This window comes from Limosilactobacillus reuteri subsp. simiae (genome assembly GCF_020784875.1).
Lineage (GTDB): Bacteria > Bacillota > Bacilli > Lactobacillales > Lactobacillaceae > Limosilactobacillus > Limosilactobacillus reuteri_H.
This window is the reverse complement of sequence record NZ_JAJGUI010000096.1, coordinates 91,281-113,964: the sequence shown is the minus strand read 5'-3', so window position 1 is coordinate 113,964 and position 22,684 is coordinate 91,281. Positions and strand designations below refer to the sequence as shown.

At 38.3% G+C, this 22,684-nt stretch carries 18 protein-coding genes and 1 tRNA gene; 15 read left to right on the top strand and 4 right to left on the bottom strand.

Annotated features, from left to right (window positions below):
• Positions 1-54: 54 nt before the first annotated feature.
• Positions 55-345, bottom strand: a complete 291-nt coding sequence (locus tag LMC10_RS03960; RefSeq protein ID WP_411377809.1) for an FMN-binding protein — start codon at positions 343-345, stop codon at positions 55-57.
• Positions 345-986 (bottom strand): endonuclease III, encoded by a 642-nt coding sequence (nth, locus tag LMC10_RS03955; RefSeq protein ID WP_229268987.1) that lies wholly within the window; start codon positions 984-986, stop codon positions 345-347. The genes LMC10_RS03960 and nth overlap by 1 nt, the downstream gene beginning before the upstream one ends.
• 297 nt (positions 987-1,283) lie before the next feature.
• On the opposite strand from nth, the gene LMC10_RS03950 reads away from it, so the two are divergent.
• From LMC10_RS03950 to LMC10_RS03940, 3 genes are all read left to right on the top strand, one after another.
• Positions 1,284-2,756, top strand: a complete 1,473-nt coding sequence (locus LMC10_RS03950) for an APC family permease (RefSeq protein WP_229268986.1) — start codon at positions 1,284-1,286, stop codon at positions 2,754-2,756.
• Positions 2,719-4,080 (top strand): aspartate aminotransferase family protein, encoded by a 1,362-nt coding sequence (locus LMC10_RS03945; protein WP_229268985.1) that lies wholly within the window; start codon positions 2,719-2,721, stop codon positions 4,078-4,080. Before LMC10_RS03950 ends, LMC10_RS03945 begins: the two co-directional genes overlap by 38 nt.
• A gap of 39 nt (positions 4,081-4,119) precedes the next feature.
• Positions 4,120-4,193 (top strand) — tRNA-Thr (locus tag LMC10_RS03940).
• Positions 4,194-4,430: 237 nt separating this feature from the next.
• Here the strand turns inward: LMC10_RS03940 and LMC10_RS03935 are convergent.
• A complete protein-coding gene (locus LMC10_RS03935) occupies positions 4,431-4,799 on the bottom strand; it encodes a helix-turn-helix domain-containing protein (RefSeq protein WP_228342083.1) in 369 nt (122 codons plus the stop codon).
• A gap of 173 nt (positions 4,800-4,972) precedes the next feature.
• Here LMC10_RS03935 and LMC10_RS03930 point away from each other — a divergent pair, with 173 nt between their 5' ends.
• Positions 4,973-11,074, top strand: a complete 6,102-nt coding sequence (locus LMC10_RS03930; protein ID WP_229268984.1) for an SEC10/PgrA surface exclusion domain-containing protein — start codon at positions 4,973-4,975, stop codon at positions 11,072-11,074.
• A gap of 9 nt (positions 11,075-11,083) precedes the next feature.
• Positions 11,084-12,043 (top strand): hypothetical protein, encoded by a 960-nt coding sequence (locus LMC10_RS03925; protein WP_228342085.1) that lies wholly within the window; start codon positions 11,084-11,086, stop codon positions 12,041-12,043.
• Positions 12,044-12,111: 68 nt separating this feature from the next.
• On the opposite strand, the gene LMC10_RS03920 is transcribed toward LMC10_RS03925, so the two are convergent.
• A complete protein-coding gene (locus LMC10_RS03920) occupies positions 12,112-12,681 on the bottom strand; it encodes a hypothetical protein (RefSeq protein ID WP_228342086.1) in 570 nt (189 codons plus the stop codon).
• 198 nt (positions 12,682-12,879) lie between these two features.
• On the opposite strand from LMC10_RS03920, the gene LMC10_RS03915 reads away from it, so the two are divergent.
• The 10 genes from LMC10_RS03915 to LMC10_RS03870 all read left to right on the top strand — a co-directional run bounded on the left by LMC10_RS03915 (position 12,880) and on the right by LMC10_RS03870 (position 22,672).
• On the top strand, positions 12,880-13,245 hold the full coding sequence (locus LMC10_RS03915; RefSeq protein WP_228342087.1) for a hypothetical protein: 366 nt from the start codon (positions 12,880-12,882) through the stop codon (positions 13,243-13,245).
• A complete protein-coding gene (locus LMC10_RS03910) occupies positions 13,242-13,856 on the top strand; it encodes a hypothetical protein (RefSeq protein ID WP_228342088.1) in 615 nt (204 codons plus the stop codon). The genes LMC10_RS03915 and LMC10_RS03910 overlap by 4 nt, the downstream gene beginning before the upstream one ends.
• Positions 13,857-14,000: 144 nt before the next feature.
• Positions 14,001-14,402: a hypothetical protein gene (locus tag LMC10_RS03905; RefSeq protein ID WP_228342089.1), complete on the top strand. Its 402-nt coding sequence runs from the start codon at positions 14,001-14,003 to the stop codon at positions 14,400-14,402.
• Between the two features lie 92 nt (positions 14,403-14,494).
• Positions 14,495-15,754, top strand: a complete 1,260-nt coding sequence (locus tag LMC10_RS03900; protein WP_228342090.1) for a Rep family protein — start codon at positions 14,495-14,497, stop codon at positions 15,752-15,754.
• Positions 15,755-16,085: 331 nt separating this feature from the next.
• Positions 16,086-17,315: a tyrosine-type recombinase/integrase gene (locus tag LMC10_RS03895; RefSeq protein WP_229268983.1), complete on the top strand. Its 1,230-nt coding sequence runs from the start codon at positions 16,086-16,088 to the stop codon at positions 17,313-17,315.
• A gap of 448 nt (positions 17,316-17,763) precedes the next feature.
• Positions 17,764-18,654, top strand: a complete 891-nt coding sequence (locus LMC10_RS03890; RefSeq protein ID WP_122480907.1) for a LysR family transcriptional regulator — start codon at positions 17,764-17,766, stop codon at positions 18,652-18,654.
• A 74-nt stretch (positions 18,655-18,728) separates the two neighbouring features.
• The gene (locus LMC10_RS03885; RefSeq protein WP_229268982.1) at positions 18,729-20,213 is read left to right on the top strand and encodes a UbiD family decarboxylase; all 1,485 of its coding nucleotides are present in this window, start codon (positions 18,729-18,731) and stop codon (positions 20,211-20,213) included.
• 12 nt (positions 20,214-20,225) lie between these two features.
• Positions 20,226-20,786, top strand: coding sequence for a UbiX family flavin prenyltransferase (locus LMC10_RS03880; RefSeq protein WP_324294049.1), 561 nt, complete (start codon positions 20,226-20,228; stop codon positions 20,784-20,786).
• Positions 20,779-21,228, top strand: coding sequence for a prenylated flavin chaperone LpdD (gene lpdD, locus LMC10_RS03875; protein WP_229268981.1), 450 nt, complete (start codon positions 20,779-20,781; stop codon positions 21,226-21,228). Before LMC10_RS03880 ends, lpdD begins: the two co-directional genes overlap by 8 nt.
• 274 nt (positions 21,229-21,502) lie before the next feature.
• Positions 21,503-22,672, top strand: a complete 1,170-nt coding sequence (locus LMC10_RS03870; protein WP_229268980.1) for a cation:proton antiporter — start codon at positions 21,503-21,505, stop codon at positions 22,670-22,672.
• Positions 22,673-22,684: the final 12 nt, after the last annotated feature.

Genomic DNA, 22,684 nt, shown 5'->3' with positions numbered 1-22,684 from the left:
AGGAATTAGGAAAAATAAAATTTTTCTAATTTCTCGCTATTGTTGTATTTATACTTAATTTTGTTGTGCCTGTTGCAATGCATCCTTGGTTGCTTCTTTGATCGCACGACTTGTTGCACTGGCTCCAGTAATGCCATCAACGTCTGCACTATTAGCTGCAATAATTTTGCCGGGAAGTTCATCTAAAGCCCATTTGCCCATTTCAGATTCATGGTGTTTGATTACTTGTAAATCTTGAATCTTGTCATCTTGGTAGGTTAATAAGACTTCTAATTCACCACCATAAGCACTAAAACCATTTCCAATATATTGAGTTCTTTCTATTTCTCTCATTTTATTATCCATTAAATTACATTATTTTGTCCTGTTACGCAGAGTGATAATAGTGGACAAGTCTGACATTTAGGATTTCTTGCCGTACAGACATACCTACCCCAAAAAATCATACTATGATGAGCATCTAACCAGTGTTCAGGGGGAATAGTTTTCATTAATTTCTTTTCAATTGCAAGAACGGATGCTTTAGGCTCAACTATTCTAAGACGGCGGGCAACGCGACTAACATGGGTATCAACTGGAAAAGCAGGAATATTAAAGCATTCTGCGAGAACCACATCAGCAACTTTCCTTCCGACTCCAGATAAGGTCATTAATTCTTTAAGGGTGTGGGGAACCTCCCCGTTAAAGTCAGTAACAATTTGTTGAGAAGTTTTAACTAAGAATTTAGCTTTATTTCGATAAAGTCCTAACCTTTTTATATACGGCTCAACTTCCTCGGGTTCAACGCCTGCCAAATCTGCTGGCAGTGGAAAACGAGCAAATAACGCTGGTGTTACCTCGTTAACTGATTGATCTGTTGACTGTGCACTTAAGATTGTAGCCAAGAGGAAGTGGTAGTTTGTGTCAGCAGTCAGGGTTGTTCCTGCCTCAGGAAATGTTTGCCGCATGACTTTAATTGAGTAACGAATTTCATCTGGTGATAACATGTAAAATCACTCTTTTCGAATATGATTATAATCATTTTAACCCGAATAATAAAAATAGCGAAGAGTAATAACCACATTTTATACTCATTAAATTCTTATTTGTAAAATTTGAGATTAGCAATATGACACCAATTTATGTTAAGGAAAAAATGTTTAATAAAGATGTAATTGTAGAAATCGCTTTCTTTGATTAATTTAAATAAACGATTGACCTAGGGAAGGCGCCTTGGTAAAATGTATTAAAGATTTTCTTATAATTCTAATCAAAATTTAATTATTCAGAAAAGGAGGATGATTATGAGTTTTTGGAAAACAATTACACGTAAAGAAGACCCGCGTGTTTATGATAATAAAGACGGTCATTTGGTTCGATCTTTGAAGGTGCGGGACTTTTTAGCTTTAGGTGTTGGAACGATTGTGTCCACTTCCATTTTCACTCTTCCTGGTGAAGTGGCTGCAATGCATACTGGACCCTCAGTAGTTATCTCTTTTTTAATTGCTGCAATCGTGGCGGGGCTAGTTGCCTTCGCTTATGCAGAAATGGCTGCTGCAATGCCGTTTGCTGGTTCAGCTTATTCATGGATTAACGTCGTGTTTGGAGAGTTTTTTGGTTGGATCGCTGGTTGGGCACTATTAGCTGAATACTTTATTGCTTTGGCCTTTGTAGGGTCTGGTCTCTCTGCTAACTTCCGGGCATTATTTGTTCCGCTTGGCTGGAAGCTGCCTGCTTCATTATCAAATGCTTTTGGTACAGAAGGCGGAGTTGTTGATATTGTTTCGGTTGTTGTAATTATTTTAGTAGCCCTCTTAATTTCACGCGGGGTATCACAAGCTGCTCGTGTTGAAAACCTTCTTGTTATTCTTAAAGTTTTTGCAATTTTACTTTTTATTGTTGTTGGCTTAACTGCTATAAAAGCAAGCAATTTTATGCCATTTATTCCCAAATACCACGAAACAGCTAATGGTGCATTTGGTGGTTGGCAAGGTATTTATGCCGGGGTATCGATGATTTTCCTTTCCTATATCGGATTTGACTCAATTGCTGCTAATTCAGCGGAAGCAATTAATCCACAAAAAACGATGCCACGTGGAATCCTTGGTTCCTTAGTAATCGCGGTTGTTCTTTTTATAGCAGTTAGTCTTGTATTGATTGGGGTCTTACCATATCAACAATACGCTAACAGTGCTGAACCAGTTGGGCTTGCATTACGTGCAGCTCATCATAGTGGTGTAGCAACTGTTGTTCAAACAATTGCTGTTCTTGGAATGTTTACCGCCTTAATTGGGATGAGTATGGCTGGTTCGCGGTTGATTTACTCATTTGGTCGTGATGGAATGCTACCAAAATGGCTTGGAAAACTTGATGAAGATAATCGACCAAACCGTGCACTTTGGACACTTACAATTGGTGCTGTTTTGATCGGAGCTTTCTTCCCATTCGCATTCCTTTCCCAGTTGATCTCAGCCGGTACGTTGATCGCCTTTATGTTTGTTTCACTTGGTATTTATGCATTACGTCGTCGTGAAGGAAAAGATATTCCAAATCCTTCATTTAAGATGCCGTTCTATCCAGTATTACCAGCTCTTGGTTTTCTTGCTTCATTACTTGTGTTTATGGGATTAGATTACCAGGCAAAACTTTACGCTGGTATCTGGTTTATCTTCGGCTTAATTATTTACTTTGCTTATGGAATGCGTCACTCGTCAATGGCAAAGAAAGAAGATGGACAAAATGTTAAAAACGAAACTGAAGCAGGAGAAAACGAATAGAGATGTTTTATTAAAAGAAGAAAATGCTTTTGCGACGGCTGCCCGAATTAAATACTATGACATTGTATTAGATCATGGCCGAGGTGCAGTGGTTACTGACATTGAAGGCAATGATTATATCGATTTGCTTGCCAGTGCTAGTTCAACTAATACCGGCCATGCGCATCCGCGGGTAGTGAAAGCTATTCAAGAACAAGCAGCTAAAATGATTCAGTATACGCCAGCGTACTTTGCTAATTCGCAGGCAGCGCGGTTAGCACCTCGATTAGCAGAATTAGCGCCGATAAGTGGCCCAGTTGAAATGGTATGGGGTAATTCTGGTTCGGATGCTAATGATGCAATTATTAAATTTGCGCGAGCATATACTGGACGCCAATATATTATTTCCTTTACGGGGGCCTATCATGGTTCAACTTACGGTTCAATGAGCTTGTCAGGTGTTTCGTTAAATATGACAAGAAAAATGGGCCCAATGCTACCAGGCGTAGTAAAAGTACCATTCCCTAGTCCCTGGGAACGATTAACTAATGAAAGTGACGAGGCGTTTGTTGAGCGGATGTTCCATCAATTTATGCTGCCTTTTGAAACTTATTTGCCAGTTGATGAAGTTGCTGCAATTCTTATTGAACCAATTCAAGGTGATGGGGGAATTGTTAAGACTCCTCCTGCTTATATGCAAAAGGTATACGAGTTTGCTAAAGCTAATGGAATTCTCTTTGCCGTTGATGAAGTTAATCAAGGGATGGGACGGACTGGTAAATGGTGGTCGATCCAGCATTTTGGGATTGAACCAGATTTAATGTCTGTTGGTAAGTCGTTAGCTTCGGGAATGCCGCTTAGTGCAATGATTGGTCGTAAGGAGATTTTGGAATCATTAGGTGCGCCAGCCAATGTTTACACTACAGCTGGTAACCCGGTTACGACTGCAGCAGCGAACGCGACCTTAGATGTTATTCAAAATGAGCATCTTTTAGAACGTTCACAACGCCTTGGCAAAAAAGCAGTTGAATTCTTTAAGCTTGAACAGCAAAAATATCCTTTTGTGGGTGATGTTCGAATGTATGGACTGGATGGTGGTATTGATATCATTGATCCAGTTACGGGAAAAGGTGATACAGAAGCAACAACCAAGCTAATGTACCGCATCTTTGAATTAGGAGCAATTATCATTAGTTTGCGGGGGAGTATTCTTCGTTTCCAACCACCATTAGTTATTACAGAAAAAGAATTAGATCAAGCTTTTGCGATGATTGATCAAGCATTCGCGGAATTAGCCGCTGGTAAATTAGCTGCTCCCGCAAATGCAGAAGAGTTAGGTTGGTAACTCTTGCAATTTAAGACCATCTTCGGGTATACTTTAAGCGCCATCTTAGCTCAGCTAGGTAGAGCACATCCATGGTAAGGATGAGGTCGGCGGTTCGAACCCGCTAGATGGCTTAATTTAAAGAGCACTGAGTTCATAAATGCTTTTTTATAAGCATTTATAGCCAAATAAAAAACTTAAGTTCTTAATGATTTGTAATAGTTTTTCACAGCCTTGCAACACGCTTTTATTAAAGTGTTGCGAAAAATTAATAGAAGTAGTAGCTAAATGCCATCATATCAATGATTTGAGAACTTAATTCATGTTGCAACACATAAAAAGCTAGAAGATTGATGAGTCTCCTAGCTTTTTTATTTTAACTTATTATTCAGTAAATCTTCATATAAATGGATTGTATCTAAAAAGTTTTTACTAATTAATTCGGCTGTATTTTTTTCCATAGATGTTAGCCTATTAATTAATAATTTTGAATATGGGCGAGAATCATTAATAGATAAATCTTTCTTTTCTGGGATAGATACTAATGTTGCTAAGCTTATATCTAAAGCATCTGCTATCTTTTCTAGACGTTGAATACTAATATTTTGGGACTTTTTACTTTCTACCATAGAAATAAACTTCACAGAAAGATCGCTAAATTCGGCTAATTTTTCTTGAGTTAATCCTCTTAATTTTCGATAACGTCTAATATTTTCACCAATATCAATATTGTTTGCCATAAGAAAACTCCTATTTTTATTACAACAATAAGAGTTAATCTCATTAGTAATAACCTAATATAATTACTTTTAAATATGGAAATATAATTCTAGTGAGCTTATAATGAATCTGTAATTTAAATGAAATCTTAAAAAAGTTATCCATAGTTAAATTAGCCTGGGGGGTATTTATATTGGGAGAGAAAATCAAAGCAATTAAGACAGATACAAATAAGATTTTAGCCCTTGTAGCGGCGGGAACTGTTGCCGGGACCATCGGGGCTAGTCAATTGACTCAGCATGTTCAAGCTGACGTTGTTAATCCAACAACGCAAGCGTCTGTTCAAAATATTGATGACCAAGTTAATAATGCTAAGACGGCAAAAGATGCCGCCCAAAATGCGGCTGATCAAGCACAACAACAAGTTAATGCTAGTTCTAATGCTGCTCTTGATGCGCATCAACAACAAAAAACCGCATCCGATGCTGTTAACAATGCGCAAAACAATGTTAATTCTGCATCCAATGCGGTGGATAAAGCTAAGTTGTTAAATCCAACGTCTGATGACATTGCCAGTGCTAATTCCGCATTGACTTCTGCTCAAGGAACCGTTGAATCTGCAAAGACACAATTACAAAATGATCAAAATAGTGCTAGTGCTGCTAAAGATGCTTTAGCTTCTGCTCAAGCAACAGCCAACAATGCCACTAGTGCTCAACAATCAGCACAAGCCTCTGCTGCTAGTGCCAGTGATGCCTTAAATTCTGCAACTAAGGCACTTTCTGATGCACAAAATGCTAAGAGTGCTAGTCAAGATCAATTAAATCAAGCTTCTAGTGCCATTGATCAAGCCCAAAAAGCTTATGACGAAGCTACTAAAAACGCTACTGGCTTAACTGATTCGCAAGCTTCAGCTGTTAAGAACCTTGCCGATGCTAATGCTAACGCTACTAGTGCAGACAAGGCGGTTGAAACTGCTTCTAATGCTGCATCATCTGCTAGTGTTGCTAACGATCAAGCCCAAACTGCTTTTGATCAAGCAGCTCAAGCTCAAAGCCAAGCTACTCAATCAGCACAACAGGCACATGACGACTTAAATTCAGCTAAGACTGCGCAAGCTGGTGCTCAAATTAAGCTTAACCAAGCTTCTAACGCAACTGTTCAAGCAAGTGAAGCTGTTAAGGACGCTCAATCCCGTGCCGATCAAGCTAACGCTGATGCAGCTAAGCAAAATCAAGCCTTAACTGATGCTAATAAGGCCTTTAAGCAAGCTTCTGATACTGCTAACGAGGCTCAAGCTGCAATGGGCAAGGCTAACCAGAATGTTCAAAATGCGACTGCACAATTAAATAATGCTAAGTCAGCTAAGCAATCTGCCGATCAAGCTTTAGTTGACGCCCAAGCTAAGTTAAAGCAAGCTAACGAAACTGCCGCTAATGCACAAGCTAAGCTCGATCAATTAGTCCAAACTGCTACTGGTGACAACCAAGCTGTCGCCGATGCAAAGAAGGCTTTGACTACCGCTCAAAACGCGGTTAAGGACGCTCAAGCAAAACTCGCTAGTGCTAATTCTGCTGTCGCTGATGCTAATACTAAGCAGTCAAACGCACAAGATGCTTTGACTTCCGCTCAGCATGACGCTGAAGCTAAGCAAGCTGCTTTAACTAAGGCGCAAAAAGCTCTCAATGATGCACAAACACAATTACAAGCAGCACAACAACTACAAGACCGTGCTGAACAAGCCGTTAAGACTGCTAATACTAACCTTGCTAATGCCAATTCCGCATTAAAGGCTGCTCAAACGACGCAAGCTAACGCCCAATCAGCATTGGATCAAGCTAACTCCGCATTATCTTCTGCTAAGGCGACTGAAACGCAAGCTAACCAAGCTTTAGCCTCTGCTACACAAGCTCAAACTAATGCTAACAACGCCCTTAACGCTTCTAAGCAAACTCTCAAGAACGCTAACGATGCTTTAGCTGATGCTAAGGCTAAGCAAGCTGCCGCTAACGACGCTTTAACTAAGGCTCAACAAACAGTTAAGGACGCCGATGCAAATCTTGCTTCTGCTAAGTCTGCTTTGACTGACGCTACTGACAAGCTTAACAATGCTAAGTCTGCTGTTGCCTCTGCACAAAAGACATTAGATCAAGCTAACCAAGACATTGCAACTAAGACCGCTGAAGTTCAATCTGCTAAAAAGGCTAACGATGATGCCCAAGCAGATCTTCAAGCTAAGACTACTGCTATGCAAGCTGCTCAAAAGGCTGTTCAAGATGCTCAAGCAACTTACAATCAACTTTCTAAGCAAGCTGATTCCTTACAAACTTCAATTGATTCTTATGTTGATAATACTCAAATTAAGGTTCCTGCCGGGATGAAAGCTGCTTACGATAAGATGGTGGCCCGGGCTCAAGCTGTAGCCGCTGAAGGTGGGAATCCACTTACTGATAGTGAATACATTGCTGATCGAAAAGCTTATATGGATTTAGCTTCTACTGGAATGGATCTCAACAAATTTACATCTAATGCATTAGATAAGCAAAACGTAATTGCTCGGAAGGGTACGAGTGAAGTTCGTTCTGAATTCTTTAACAACTTAACTTATGATCAACGTCTTGAGTTAGCCCAGTATGCCGTTGATATGATTAACAATGTCCGTGCAGCTTATGGAACTCTTGATACTGCTGGTAAAGATGTGGTTGCTAAAGGCGCTATGGATTACGCTCATGATATCGCTCAGCAATATACTGCTGATAATTGGTCATTGTATAACCATCATGATATGAAGGCAATCAATGATCTTGCTCCTAAATATGGTTTAATGCACGCCGATCATCCGGTAAATTATTTCGAATGTAAGGATAATGGTGTCATCTCACGTCACATTATGGACGATGTTACCGATTGGGATGCTACTGACTATGCAATTAACATGGATGAGATGAAGCACGGACTTCATGACGCAATGCTTCGTTATCTTTTCGATGACGGAACCGATGGTAATAATTTCGGTCATACGATCTCAATTCTTGGACTTAATGATGAAATGTGGTCTGGAACTCCAACTGATCAACGCATTACTTACTTTGGTTTCGATACTAATAACTCTGCTATTGATAAAGGACAAGACCAACAACACTGGATCCAAGTCCGAGCTTTAACTAAAAAGGTTGAATTACCTCAGTCTGATGGAACAACTACAATCTATGAACCTGCGATTGCTGATCCATCTAAGTTTGACACCACTACTTATGCTAAGATCGATCCTAAGTCTAAGGTTCAAGCCCAATTAGATGACGTTAAGAACCAAATAGCTCAACAACAAACTAAGGTTAATAGCTTAAACGACGCTAATACTCAGGCTGTTGAAGCTTACACTGATGCTAACAACCACGCCGTTGATACCAAGAATGCTTTGCAATCTGCTAATGACGAATTGCAAAATGCTAATACGGCTAAGGCTAATGCCCAAAGTCAATTACAAAGCGCTACGGCAACACAAGCTAGTGCTCAAAAGACTGTTGACAGTGCTAATGCTGATGTTAAGGATGCACAAACTGCTTCTGCTAATGCACATTCCGATGCCGATGCTAAGGCTCAAAATGTTACTGTTGCTAACAACAATGTAACTGCAGCTCAAAAGACTGTTGACAGCGCCAACGCTGACGTTAATGCTAAGACCGACGCATCATCTAAGGAAAACACTAATGTAGCATCAGCTCAAAAGACTGTTGACAATGCTAGTGCTGACGTTAAGACGAAGCAAACAGCTGTTGACAATGCCCAAGCTTCACTTAACCAAGCTAAGCAGAGTGCCAGTGTTGCTAACGGTGCTGTTAAGTCCGCACAAAATGCCTTAACTGCTAAACAAAACGCCGCTCGAAAAGCTGCTGATCAAGTTAAGTCTGCTCAAGCTATCGTTACTGCTGCTCAATCAGCTCAACAAACTGCTGCTGAGGACAAGACTAAGGCTGACAAGCAGGTTGAAACTGCACAAGCCGTTCTTAACCAAGCTAAGCAAAACGTTGCTAGTGCTAAGACCGTTCAAAGCGCTGCTAACGATGCTTTAACTGCTGCCCAAAATGACGCTGACGCTAAGAACGCTGCTTATAATGCCGCGGTAGCTACTGCTACTAACCATAATCAAGCCATTGTTTCAGCTCAAAATGATAACAACAAGGCTCAGTCTGCTGCTAAGGATGCTCAAACAGCATTGACTAATGCTCAAACTATTGCTGATACTGCCGCTAACAGTCAAGCTAGTGCTCAAGCTAAGATTGCAGATCAAACTAAGACCAAGCAAGCTGCTCAAACTGCTTTAATTAAGGCTAATGATGATTTAGCACAAGCCACTAAGCAATTACAAACTGCTCAAGCTGCTAAGAAGCAAGTTGATGCCGTCGTTGCTCAAACTACTGAAGCTCTCAACAGTGCTAACACTGCTTATACTAATGCTTTAACTGCGCAAGCTGATGCTCAAAAGAACTACAATGCTTCTGTTGATGCAACGACTAAGGCTAACCAAGCTGATCAAACTGCTCAAGCTCAATTAGTTCAAGCAAACACTGCTAAGGACCAAGCTCAAACTAACTTAAACGCTACTCGTGGCGCATTAGATTCAGCTAACGATCAATTAACTAAGGCTCAAGCTGACGCTAAGACTGCTCATGACGCCTTGACTAAGGCGCAGAGTGATTTTGATGCTGTTAAGTCAACCTTAACTGCTAGTCAAAAGACATTAGCTAACGCCGCTGACCAATTAGCGAAGGCTCAAGCTGACGCTAAGGCTGCTCAAAAGGCTTTGACTGACGCTGATTCAGCTATCAAGACTGCCCAAGCTGACGTAAAGGCTAAGACTGCTGCTAATGCTCATGCTCAAGCAATGCTTAACCAAGCTAATGTTGCTGCTAAGACTGCCCAAGAAGCTGTTGCTAAGGCTCAATCAACTGTTGATTCAATCAATGCCACTCTTGCTGCTGATACTAAGGCCTTAGCTACTGCTCAATCATTAGTTGAAAACTACCAAGCTCAATTAAAGACCATGCAAGACACTAACGCTAACTTTAAGGACTTAGAAGCTAAGCTTGAAGATGCTAAGGTTCAATTACAAACTGCTCAAGCTAACCTTATTAAGGCCACTGAAAATGCTAAAAATGCCGATGCTAAGTTAGCTACCGACACTAAGGCTTTAGCCGATGCTCAAGCTAAGTTGACTCAAGCAACTAATAAGTACAACTACTTACGCGACTTACAGGCTCAAGTTCATCATCAAACCGATGCGCAACGCTTTGCTGACCGTATTGCGATTGTCCCAGTGCAATTAACTGCCGGTGATGCATCATTGCCAACGCTTCAAGTTATTCTTAAAGATCAACCAGCAACCTTTGTTCTCTTAGCAGTTCAAAGCACTGATTCTTCCGCTGAACTTCCAGCTAACACTTCCGCACGCTTTGCTGATGAAACGCAAGTCTTAACTGATATCAAGACTGCTGGTACTTACACTGAACCAGTTATTGTTGCTTTCCCTGATGGCTCAACTCTAGATGCTGATGTTCAATTAACCGTTAAGGCTGCTGAAGAACACCACGACACTAAGACATCAGATGATCACAAGGATGAACATCATGAAGTAAAGCCAGACGAAGGTAACAAGACTAATCCTAGTGATGACCATAAAGATGAACATCATGAAGTAAAGCCAGACGAAGGTAACAAGACTAATCCTAGTGATGACCATAAAGATGAACACCATGACGCAAAGCCCGATGATAGTCACGAGACAACTCCTAGCGATGATCACAAGGATGAACACCACGATGTAAAGCCAGATGATGGTCACAACACAACTCCTAGCGATGATCACAAGGATGAACATCATGATGCAAAGCCAAACGATGGTCATGATACAACACCATCAGATGATCATAAGGATGAACATCATGAAACTAAGCCAACAGAAAATACCGATGCTAAGTCAACTGTTGAATTTGACTTAATTGATGAAGCTGGTCACATGCACTTTATTGCATCTCAAACCTTCACTGGTGCCAAGGGTACCAACCAAACTGTTGATTTAACTGCTCCTGAAGGCTATGTTTTTGCTAACGATGCTGACTCTCATCAAGTCCTTACCTTTAACAATGGCACTGTTCATGTAATGGTAAATTCAACCCGACAAGGTGCAAAAGAATTACCAAAGACAGGTAATAATACAGGATCAGTAATGGCACTTGTTGGAGTTATGCTAGCTAGTGGATTAGCATTATTTGGATTTAAGAAGAAGCAATTTTAGGGAGAAAATATGCAAAAACAAAATACTAAGAAGATAGTTACTGCTATTATTGCAGTAGTAGTGGTACTGGGAATTATTTTTGGAGTTAATTACCATAATTCACATATACTAGATGGAACATGGATAGAGAAAACATCTAATGGGGAAGATAAAACAAATACCGCGACCTTAACTAAGTTGAAGATTGATGGTAAATATTTTTCAACAGGTAATGGTGATTATTCTGGTGATATTAAGAGAGATTCAAAGCAAAAAAAGTTAACTTTCACTACTACTAAAAATAGAAATGGTTCGGATAAACCAACAAATGTTGCAACGTACGGATTAAGTGACGATAAGGATGAACTAACCTTAAATTTTAGCGATGGAAGTGATGATATCTTAGATGGTTCTGATGTTATTCTCGTAAAATCCACCTCAAAAGAAGGAAAGTCAATTCAAAAACAATCAAATCAGATGGGTGAAGAGTTTAAAAAGGAACAAGGTCGAGCAGATAAGAACACCAAGAAAGCTGTTGAGACATTAAAAGGAAAAACTTTGGTTCCATCTCGAAATATGAACTATTCATCAGAACAACTTGAAACAGCTGCAAAGCAGGATGACAAAGAAGACGATAAGGAAACTACTATCGAACAGGTTGCAAGTTTAGCTAAACAAGGAAGTGTGAAGATTCCACAAAGTATTCAATTTAGCAAAAATGGTAAAAATGTAATAGTTAATTATAATGAATACTCATTAGGTGAAAGTGGACTTAGTGATACAACTTATAATGCGAAGATTGAGAAGAAAAAATCTTCAGGAAAGGTAAGTATAGATTCAGATACTAATCAAATTACAAATCGTCCTGAAACGACAGTTAATATTGATTTAGATGGATTGCCATTAGAATTAAAATATAATATGGTAAACCATACACTAAAATCTGATAGTACTGATACAGGTACAGAGATTACTTATAAAATAAGGTAATAAAAAAATACCATGTGACTTAGTTGAAGTTGCATGGTATTTTTTCGTCATAACATCTTGTTGACAAATCATTTTTGTTTTTTAGAAATCTCGTCAAGAAATTTATACATTTCTTTAGGATCTCTACGACTTTCAAGTGAAGAAATTAAGTCATTAAGTTCATCATAAAGTGATTCAAGCCATTCTAAGTCATGATTATATCGAACTAGGATTTTATTTAAACTATCTAAGGATTGTTCTGAAAAGTCGGATTCATCTTTTAACTTCTTAAATACATTTTTAACGTAAGTGATTCTGGAATTTACATAACTTTCATCAACAACTTCGTTTGCATAGCTCTCCGCTTCATATTTATTATAAAAATAGTCATCTAAGATAGTTGCCATTCGTTGAGAAACATATAGTTTCTGATTTGGACCAGTTATAAAATCGTCTTTGTATTCATTCTGTTGCTCTTGTGAGAATGAATCTCTTATCCTTTTAATTCGATTATAAAAGGTCTTTTGAGAGGCGCGAGTTTCTTTAGGTACTCCACCTTCAATTCGGTTATAGAGAGTGTCGCTATCTCTACTATCTTTAACAGTACCAACTGGAATATATCCTTTTTTCTTAAGATCTTCTACTTCTTTTTCATCCATAATTAAAAAAGCCTCCTATTTTGATAATATAAAATGCTACTAGGTGCCTATTAGACCGGTATGTCTAGGCGGTGAATCGATTCGGAATGCCAAGCCCAAAGGTCTATCATATTAAGTGAAGTAAGAGATAGATAGATGTTCACACTACTATTTTACTCTTATTTTCAGAGAAATATTAAAAAGAAAGGATTGAATTATATGGATAATAAGGGAAATTATATTGCATTGGCCGGGCTGAAAGGTGATATCCAGAAGGAGCTACAGAACTGTACATTGCTTGTCATTGATATTAGTGATATCGATGACGAGAAGCATCCAGAACTGGGTGCTCGGGTCACAGTGCAAGCTCTGGATGGGAAACTAGCACACTCCCGACATGAGCGGATAGCCGTAAAGGTTTCTAAGGCAAATTCTCAGAAAGTTGCGATTGGAGATAGGGTGCGTCTTCGGATAATTAGCTCGAGCGCGTTCGCCTTCAACAATCCTAATTCTCAGAGTAGCTTTGCGCCAGTACATGTAAGTATTTTAGGAAGCTTTTCAAAAGTAGAGGAGGGAGAAAAATGATTGCTTCACTATTAGCTGGAATGGTAGGAGGCGCTGGCGTTCTAGGAGCAGGATATGGGGTCGCTAAGAGCAAGCTTCATCAAGAGCCTTTTAAGGCAATTGATGTTTTCTTCCATGAGAAAGAACAAAATGAACGGCTTGCTGCATCATTATCCAAGAAGGAAACTGAACTAGAAAAGAAAGCCCAAGCATTGAAAGAGCGATCGAAGTTTCTGGACAAGAGGTATCAAGAAATCGTTGACGACGACGAGAGTAATAGGCAGATAGCAGACTACTACAATGATCTCATTCAGAAGGAAAATAATGATTGGAACAGATGGCAAGGAAAGCAGAATCCTAAGAAAGGTGAGGAACCAGTTCTAGAGTTGGTCAAAAGAAGTGCGACTGCTAGAAACACGAAAGGATATTATAAATATCTGCATGACCATCGTGGAGCCTTAATGGATACGCAATATGGAATTTATCTGGAATTACAAAAGTTGCTAGCTACGGAATTTTCCGATAGTGAATATAAACCGTTCGTGATGGAGTTATATCGCTTCCTATGCCGAGGAGGTTACAATCCATATCTGGTATCGTGGATGCTAATGACAACTTTGCATAGTTTGTAGAAATAATCTGAATGGCGGGAAAATGCTAATCCTGAGTGGACTGGAGAGCCGGTAGGCTCGAAAGGGAGCGCAAGGATTAGCATTTGCTGTAAGCGAATATCGTAAAGATGCATGTAAGGTTATTTATCACAAAAGGAGAAAAAGATGGAAAAGAGTATTGAAACAGAAATGATAGAAGACATGGCAAACAAAATTGATGAGGTCTTCGAAAATGATTATTTAAGCATGGACGAGGCAATGAAAGAAAGTTATAAGGTATTACATTATGTTAGTTCACAATTATGTAATGCTTTGTGCCTGTATGACGTATACAATGATCCATGCCCTGGTGGAATGATGATGCCATTCGAACAGTATGAAATGCGTAAAAAACATTCGGCAAGTGATGTTGACAACACATTAGCATTAATGGCAATTCGAGAACTTTGCAATAATTTATTGGAAGAAAAAGATTTAAACGAAATCCCTTTCTATTCTTTTAATGATATTTTTGAAGTCTTAAATCGAGTAGATAGTGTAGATGATGACACAGACTACTTTTATTGATTGTTATCTTGCGGTTTGATGTGCTTGTTCAATCAAACCGTGGTGAAGACACTTTTTACAGATTGATGGCGCAATAGAAAGGAATGAAACTATTGTCAGAAAATAGCCAGAATGAAGGCGCAGAAGGCAAGAAGAAGGAAGAAACCCCTAAAGTTCGTTCCAGGGTCTGGATGTATACTCAGCAGATTTTAAATTTACCTTTTGATTCTACTGATGCTTTAATTCGTCGGGTTAAAACGATTCCTAATCTTGATAAGATTGCTTGGATCATTCACGATAAGGATGTTAATAAGGAAGGTAAAAAAGTTTCACCACATGTTCATGTAGGTTTTACCTTGACTAAGCGTACAACAATTTCACGTTTGTCGAAAATACTGAATGATCGATCACAGCAAATCACATGTTTTACTAAACGTGGTCAATCAGTAGCTAGTAGTACCAAGAATCTGATGGGTTATCTTGTTCATCATACCAAGGAAGCTAAGCAACAGGGAAAACATCAATATGATCCTTCTGAAGTACAGGCAAACTTTGATTATCAGTCTTATGTTGAGCAGACAGAAGAAATTAAATCAACTGCAGATATTCTTGATGAATATGCTAATGAGAATATTTCTCGTAGTGAAGCTGAAAATTTGCTGAAATTACAAGGTGGCGCGACGCTTGCTAGGAATATTAAAAATCTAGACCAGATTGATACTTATCTTTTAGAGGAAAAGTGTAAGCGATGGGTGAAAAAGAAGGAGGAAAAAGGAGACATGATCATGGTTTCTTGGTTATCTGGGTTTGCCGGAACAGGGAAAACCAGTTTCGCTAAGCATTTTGCTGAGGAACGTGGATTAAGTTACTTTGTAACGACCAGTCAGAATGATCCTTTTCAAGGGTATCGTGGAGAACAGGTGCTAATTTTTGATGAAGTCCGACCAAATACTATTACTTATGCTGATCTATTGCAGATATGTGACCCATATCTATATAGAAAGAATCTTACTGCTCGTTATCATAATCCACCATTTCAATCTGATTTTATTTTTCTAACTAGTGTGTACGATCCTCTACAGTTTTACAACAGCATGAATAATGTAAAAAGTAAAATTGATACTTTTGAACAGCTTGATCGACGCATTGGAATGAAGTTGGAATTTTCATATGATCAAATCACGCAATATGTATATGATATAGATCCTAAAAAGAATAGATGGATTGTAGAATATGGGAGCAGCTATACTAATCCATACGCAAAAAAGGGATTAGGGTCAATGTTTACTCTAAGGGAACTACAGCAATATGGGGATGAAATCGGAGAAAAAGAAAAAAATCACCAGAGCCAACCAAAGCAAACTGATGATTAGGAAAATTATTTACAATTTCATTTTATTCCTATAGACATAATTAATCAAATTAATGGTGATGGAAATGATAGGAAAAAAGTTTTTAAATACCAAGGAAACGGCAGAAAAACTAGGTATAAGTACCGGCTATTTACGTAAATTACAAAAATTGGGACTGCCATACCACCAGCTTAGTGAGGATAGCTATAAGTATTTCAACCTTTCAGAGGTAGAAAACTGGTTATGTGTAGCGGGGTACAAGCAGCAGACAACATGGAAAAAGAAGTAATGAGGTGTTAATATTAGGAGCGATGGCATCAGCTATTGCTCCCTTTTTATAGGAGTGATTACAATGTCAGTTACTAAAATTACAAATAAGAAATCTAAACATTACAATGAGTATCGGGTTCGTGCTCAACCGCGTGATGCAGCTGGAAACACTGTAAGCTTACCAGTTAAGTATTGTAAAACTAAGACAGAAGCAAATAAAGTTTATCAAAAATTGATGGTAGATTTCGAACGCGAATCCACCTTCTACAAGGATAAAGATCTTAACTTAGTTGATTCTTATACTGCTTATTTAGAATCAGAAAATAGAGCAGGAAGCTGGGAAAAGCGGACATACAATGACCATTTATATACTTTACACATCCTTGAACAATATTTACCGAACATTAAATTAAAAAATGTTGATGAAAACGTGATGAGGTTATTTGCGCGGAAGTTAGTTTCTGATAAGGATTTATCAGTAGCTTATAACACTGTTATGAGTAGAAGATTTCAACATCTTAGAACATATTTTTCTAGGCTGGTTGGGACGATTTACAAACAAAATCCAGTTCCGGCTAGATTTATAAGCCGATGGTTTAGAAAAGGTGAAATGTCTCCTAAGAAAAAGAAATATACTTTTAGTACTGAGCAAATAAATGTACTTAAAAAGTATGTAATATCTAGAATAAATAAAGAGAGTCCTCAACAATTAGTTTCATTAGTTGGGGTACTAATTTGCTTAAGCATTGGGTGTCGACCGGGTGAAGTTCAGGCGCTCAAGTGGGAGGATTTAACCGTTGAAAAAACAGAAGGCGGTTCAGAATTTAATATTTTCTGTTTAAGTGATTCCTGGAACGAGCTAGAGGGGAAAATGAATGGTCATCTTAAAAGTAGGATGCCTGGACAGACAAGAAATTCTTTGCCTTTGAATCCCCAAACCGTTGATGCGCTTAGAACTTTTCAAGAAAAACAAGCTCGTTTTCTCAAAAGATATAACCTACCCAATAAAGGGTATATTTTGTTGAGTCTTCGAGATTTTAAGAAAGCTTCAGAAGGAAAAGTTATTAATCAAAAAGCAGTTAACGAAGCATTGAGAAAAGCATGTCAAGTATGTGAGATTGATAGTGGAAAATTACCAATAAGCATATATACCTGTCGTCATTCAGTTGCTACGTTACTCTGTGCGAAGAATATTAATCCTGCTATAGCATCTAGTCGTTTAGGAAATTCGATTGAGGTTTATTTAAAAAAATATGTTCACCCTTCTAAGGATATTATTGCTGATTCAATGAATAATTGGTTAGAAGAGTAGTGCAACTTGAATGCAACATCCTAGGCGTTTAGTGTAGTGAGATCCCTTGTGACTATTGTGAAAACAAGAATAGGGTTCGAACCCGCTAGATGGCTTTATGAAGCATTTATAACTAATTAAAAGTCTACAGAGTAAGCCAAAAAAGCTTATTGGGTAGGCTTTTTTGTATACTTATAGAGTTAAGTGAATACTTTTTAATTATTGTAAATTATGATTCTAAACACAATTTTAGCCACATAAAAATTTAAAAACACATTTTGTGTTTAACTAGAAATTAGAAGAGGTTCTGACCGTTGATATATCAACGTTTTTGGCTTTGAAATTGTGTGGTTCGTAGATGGCTTATTTATTAACAATAGACTAGGATAGTCTTGATTTGACGACTAATACACTTAATACTTGTTATTAATTATAAATTATTGCACTTTAATTATTTTGAGGTGAAATTATGGAAATTAATAAGTTGAAGACTTTTATAGACCTAGCTAATACCCTTAATTTTTCAGAAACAGCTAATAATTTGTATGTTAGTCAAAGTTCGATTTCAAAACAGATTAAATCATTGGAGAAAGAATTAGGACATCCGCTATTCAACCGTAATAATAAAAAGGTAATACTTTCTAATTTAGGAAAAGTAATTTTACCAGAAGCATGTAAAATTGTTGAATTAAATGAGCAGCTGATAACTAAGGCAAGAAGAGCAAACCAATATGATAGTAATCAAATTAAGCTCGGCGTTATCCCTAGTTTTTATCATAATGACATCTTTCAAAAAGCATTGAATTACCAGCGCCAGCATTCACAAATTAATATTTTATTACATGAAGAAGAGACTAATAATCTATTAGAATTACTCAATAGAGGGAAATTTGATTTAGTCTATACTCGATCGTTAAAAAAACCAGCAGAGTTTAGCAATTATGATACCTTACTGATCTCACAGGAACGATTCGTGGTTTGTTTGAATAAGAATCACCCTCTTGCTAAGGAACGAGATATTAACTTACAGCAATTAAAGGCGGAAAACTTCATTATGCTTTCTCCTAATAGTTTGCTCTATCAACCAGTTATTGACTTGTGTCATGAAGCGGGATTTGCACCTAAAATTTCATTTGTAAGTGAGCGGATTAGTTCACTTATTCAGATGGTTAAGGGTAATCAAGGAGTCGCAATTATAATGCAGCCCCGTCCTTCAAAAGTAGGCGTAGTCTTGCGTCCACTGCAACCGACAAAAACAAGCTATTTATTTTTTGCCAAAGATCGCCAAAGTACTTCACCAGTAATCAAGAAATATTGGGAATATTTGCAAAATTTCGCAATTCCGAAACGGAATAGTTAGCGCTAAAAATGGAATTGATGATTAGTCACAAGAGCACTTATTATAAAGTTAAAAATAAAAGTAGGTGACTTATTGTGACGACCTTACCTAAGGATCCTTGGGATTTAAGAAAAGTATTACGTGAGATTAAAGGCAACCCCGCAGATTATCATGAGACTGATATTGAAATCGATCCTGATGCAGAGATTGCAGGTGTTTACCGCTACATTGGTGCTGGTGGTACTGTTGAGCGACCGACGCAAGAAGGCCCTGCTATGATGTTTAATAATTTAAAGGGCTTTCCCAATGCGCAAGTATTGACTGGTTTAATGGCCAGTCGTAAACGTGATGGACGGATTTTGCACCATGATTATAAAACACTAGGCCGTTTTCTAAAAGATGCGGTTGAAAATCCTGTCCACCCAATTAAGGTCGATAAAGAGGATGCACCAGTCCAGGAAGTAGTTCATTTAGCGACTGATCCTGGTTTTGATATTAGAAAATTAGTGCCTGCGCCAACTAACACAGAGTATGATGCTGGTCCATATATTACTTGTGGCTTAGTAAAGGGTTCCGATCCAGATAAAAAGATGAGTGATGTAACAATTCACCGTATGGTACTAGAAGATAAAGATACACTCGGAATGTATGTGATGCCTGGTGGTCGCCATATTGGACATTTTCAAAAGCAGTTTGAAAAACTAAATAAGCCGATGCCAATCACAATTAATATTGGCTTGGATCCAGCGGTTACAATTGGGGCAACTTTTGAACCACCAACGACACCCTTGGGATACGATGAATTAGATGTTGCTGGAGCACTTCGTAATGAACCAGTTCAATTAGTCAATGGTATTTCAGTAGATGAAACAGCATTAGCGCGAAGTGAATATGTAATTGAAGGTTATATTATGCCTAATGAAACAATGCAGGAAGATATTAATACTAATACAGGATTTGCCATGCCAGAATTTCCTGGTTATAATGGTGTCGCTAACCCTGCAGTTAATGTAGTTAAAGTCACTGCAGTTACCCACCGAAAAGATAATCCAATTATGCAATCGGTTATCGGGCCAAGTGAAGAGCATGTTTCAATGGCTGGTATTCCAACGGAAGCATCAATTTTAGAGTTGGTTGATAAGGCTATTCCTGGGAAAGTGGTTAATGTTTACAATCCACCTGCTGGGGGTGGTAAGTTAATGACCATTATGCAAATTCATAAGGACAATCCTGCAGATGAAGGAATCCAACGTCAGGCTGCCATTTTAGCTTTTGCTGCTTTTAAGGAGTTGAAGACTGTTTGGCTAGTCGATGAGGATGTTGATATTTTTGATATGAATGATGTGGTTTGGACAATGAACACTCGGTTCCAAGCAGATCAAGATTTTATTTGCATTCCTGGAATGCGTAATCACCCGCTTGATCCATCGGAACAACCACAGTATGATCCTAAATCAATCCGGGTAAAGGGAATGAGTTCGAAGACTATTATCGATGGGACGATCCCACTTGATATGAAAGGTCAATTTGTTCGTTCGAGGTTTAAAGAGATGCCTAATTGGAAAAAGTACCTAGAATAAGGATTGATTAGTGTGAAAAAGATTATCGTTGGAATTTCTGGAGCATCTGGAAGTATTTATGGAATTGACTTGCTTAAAAAGTTAAAGCAAGTTGCTAATATTGAAACTCATTTGGTTATGAGTAATTGGGCAAAGGAAAATATAAAGAAAGAAACTAATTACCAACCAGCAGAAGTAGCGGAGATGGCTGATTTTGTCTATGATAATCATAATCTTGGTGCGCGAATTGCCAGTGGGTCTTTTCTTATAGATGCAATGGTGATTGTACCGGCCAGTATGAAGACAATTGCTGGAGTTAGTATCGGATTTGACGAAGACCTAATTATGCGGTCGGCTGGTGTAATGCTTAAAGAACAACGCAAATTAATTTTGGTACCCCGAGAAACTCCGCTTTCGGCAATCCATTTAGAGAATCTATCAAAGCTAGCTAAATTAGGGGTTCAAATTATTCCCCCAATTCCATCGTTTTATGATCATCCGCAAACAATTCAGGATATCATTAATCATCAAACTATGAAGACAATGGATGCATTAAGAATTAAAAATGAAATCGGGCGTAGATGGAATGGCTGACTTAATACACAAAAAGTTATTTGCTGTAAAAAACGTGGGCTACTCACTTTCAGCGGATGTAACGTTAATGAATCGGGACTTAATAGTTAACTTAAGTGGTGGTGATTTGCCTCATTTAGGGGGGATTGTGAGTTTTGATCAGCAAACTGGCAAAATCGAGCAAGTTTATTTTGCCAGTCATGATGGACGAAAGCATAAAGACATTCTTTTAGCAAAACTATTCGTTGATCAAATTGCTGATCAAGTACCAGGTAATCTTTGCGTAACTGCTGGCATTCATATTGATGGTATTACTGCAGCACAAATCAAAGCGTCGTATCCGATGACTAGTGAGTTGGCGATGGAAGTTGCAGAGTGGGTTAAAAATTTTGAACTTGACTTTATTGATCCCCGCTATACAACTCATTTAAAGGATTTTAAATCAAGAGAAGTTAAGCGATGAAAAAGATAATGACCGATGTAGACTTAAAGAGATAATTGGATATCTGTCAACTGGCATGGTTGACTAAAAATACTTTCTACGAAAATGTTCTCTATAATATCTGGTGTTGATATAGAAATGTCACTTTCTATATCAACACCAGATATTTTGTTTTTACAAACGGCGTATTTTAATAATATGGACTTGCTAGTAATATAATTAGGATTGAAATTACAGCTATGTTAAAATCAAAATTATGTAGCATTAGCTTAATTGATAAATTGGAGGAAAAGAAATGGAATTTATTGCAGTGTTGGCGGGGTTGTTGCTTGCAACTCAGATCGTAGCGCACTTATGTCGTCGCGTTGAGATTCCAGAAGTGATTGGACAAATCCTGGTTGGGATCATTGCAGGACCCGCTGTTTTAGATTGGGTTCATTTAAACTCAATGATGAATGAATTTCAAGAAATTGGGGTTATTATCTTGATGTTCATCGCAGGATTGGAAAGTGACCTATCCTTGCTAAGAAAATACTTAAAGCCCGCTGTTGTTGTGGCGCTTTTGGGGGTAATTGTTCCCATTGTAATTATGGGACCAGTAAGTTATATGTTTGGCTTTACTAAGCTTGAATCACTATTTATCGGGGTTATTTTTGCGACAACATCTGTTAGTATTTCAGTTGCAGTTTTACGGGAATTTAATCGCCTAGATAGCCGAGAGGGGGCAACAGTGCTTGGAGCAGCGGTTGCCGATGATATTATTGGTGTTATCTTATTAAGTGTGATGATTAGTGTAATCAATGGAAGCAGTAATAGTGGTCACGGCAATGGTCAGCCTTTAGGAATTGTTCTCTTGATGCAGTTAGTGTTCTTTGGTGGAACTTACCTATTGATTCGTTGGTTAGCACCTTACCTGATTCATATGAGTGATCGCCTATTAACAGTTGCTTCAACGTCGGTAATGGCGATGATTATCTGTTTAGGCATGGCCGCAGTTGCTGATTATGTTGGTTTAAGTGGGGCTGTTGGCTCTTTCTTCGCTGGAATTGCTGTGGCTAACACCAAGCATAAAGAAGTTGTTGACCGGAGTTTTATTCCAATTGGGTATGCAATGTTTATTCCGCTATTCTTTGTCAGTGTAGGGTTGAACATGCGCTTTGATAATATTGGTGAATCGTTTGTCTTTGTTATTGTAATGACGATTCTTGCATGCTTAACAAAACTGCTTGGATGTGGAGCAGGTGCTAAGCTATCTGGCTTTAGTATGCCAAGTTCTTATGTTGTCGGTAGTGGGATGGTTGCCCGTGGTGAAATGGGATTGATTACAGCCCAGATTGGTTATGAAGCACATCTTCTTTCGCCAATGTATTATTCAGATGTAATTACCGTGATTATTATCGCAACTGTATTAGCGCCATTTATTTTAAAGAATGCATTAAAACGATCAGCCAACGAACTTGAGTAAAGGGGGCTTTTG

What these genes read in the sequence shown, in the direction of transcription:
- LMC10_RS03890 (WP_122480907.1), top strand. Translation starts at nt 17,764, where the DNA reads ATGGAAATTAATAAGTTGAAGACTTTTATAGACCTAGCTAATACCCTT.
- LMC10_RS03915 (WP_228342087.1), top strand. Translation starts at nt 12,880, where the DNA reads ATGGATAATAAGGGAAATTATATTGCATTGGCCGGGCTGAAAGGTGAT.
- lpdD (WP_229268981.1), top strand. Translation starts at nt 20,779, where the DNA reads ATGGCTGACTTAATACACAAAAAGTTATTTGCTGTAAAAAACGTGGGC.
- LMC10_RS03960 (WP_411377809.1), bottom strand. Translation starts at nt 345, where the DNA reads ATGGATAATAAAATGAGAGAAATAGAAAGAACTCAATATATTGGAAAT.
- LMC10_RS03925 (WP_228342085.1), top strand. Translation starts at nt 11,084, where the DNA reads ATGCAAAAACAAAATACTAAGAAGATAGTTACTGCTATTATTGCAGTA.
- LMC10_RS03950 (WP_229268986.1), top strand. Translation starts at nt 1,284, where the DNA reads ATGAGTTTTTGGAAAACAATTACACGTAAAGAAGACCCGCGTGTTTAT.
- LMC10_RS03905 (WP_228342089.1), top strand. Translation starts at nt 14,001, where the DNA reads ATGGAAAAGAGTATTGAAACAGAAATGATAGAAGACATGGCAAACAAA.
- LMC10_RS03895 (WP_229268983.1), top strand. Translation starts at nt 16,086, where the DNA reads ATGTCAGTTACTAAAATTACAAATAAGAAATCTAAACATTACAATGAG.
- LMC10_RS03920 (WP_228342086.1), bottom strand. Translation starts at nt 12,681, where the DNA reads ATGGATGAAAAAGAAGTAGAAGATCTTAAGAAAAAAGGATATATTCCA.
- LMC10_RS03910 (WP_228342088.1), top strand. Translation starts at nt 13,242, where the DNA reads ATGATTGCTTCACTATTAGCTGGAATGGTAGGAGGCGCTGGCGTTCTA.
- nth (WP_229268987.1), bottom strand. Translation starts at nt 986, where the DNA reads ATGTTATCACCAGATGAAATTCGTTACTCAATTAAAGTCATGCGGCAA.
- LMC10_RS03945 (WP_229268985.1), top strand. Translation starts at nt 2,719, where the DNA reads ATGTTAAAAACGAAACTGAAGCAGGAGAAAACGAATAGAGATGTTTTA.
- LMC10_RS03935 (WP_228342083.1), bottom strand. Translation starts at nt 4,799, where the DNA reads ATGGCAAACAATATTGATATTGGTGAAAATATTAGACGTTATCGAAAA.
- LMC10_RS03870 (WP_229268980.1), top strand. Translation starts at nt 21,503, where the DNA reads ATGGAATTTATTGCAGTGTTGGCGGGGTTGTTGCTTGCAACTCAGATC.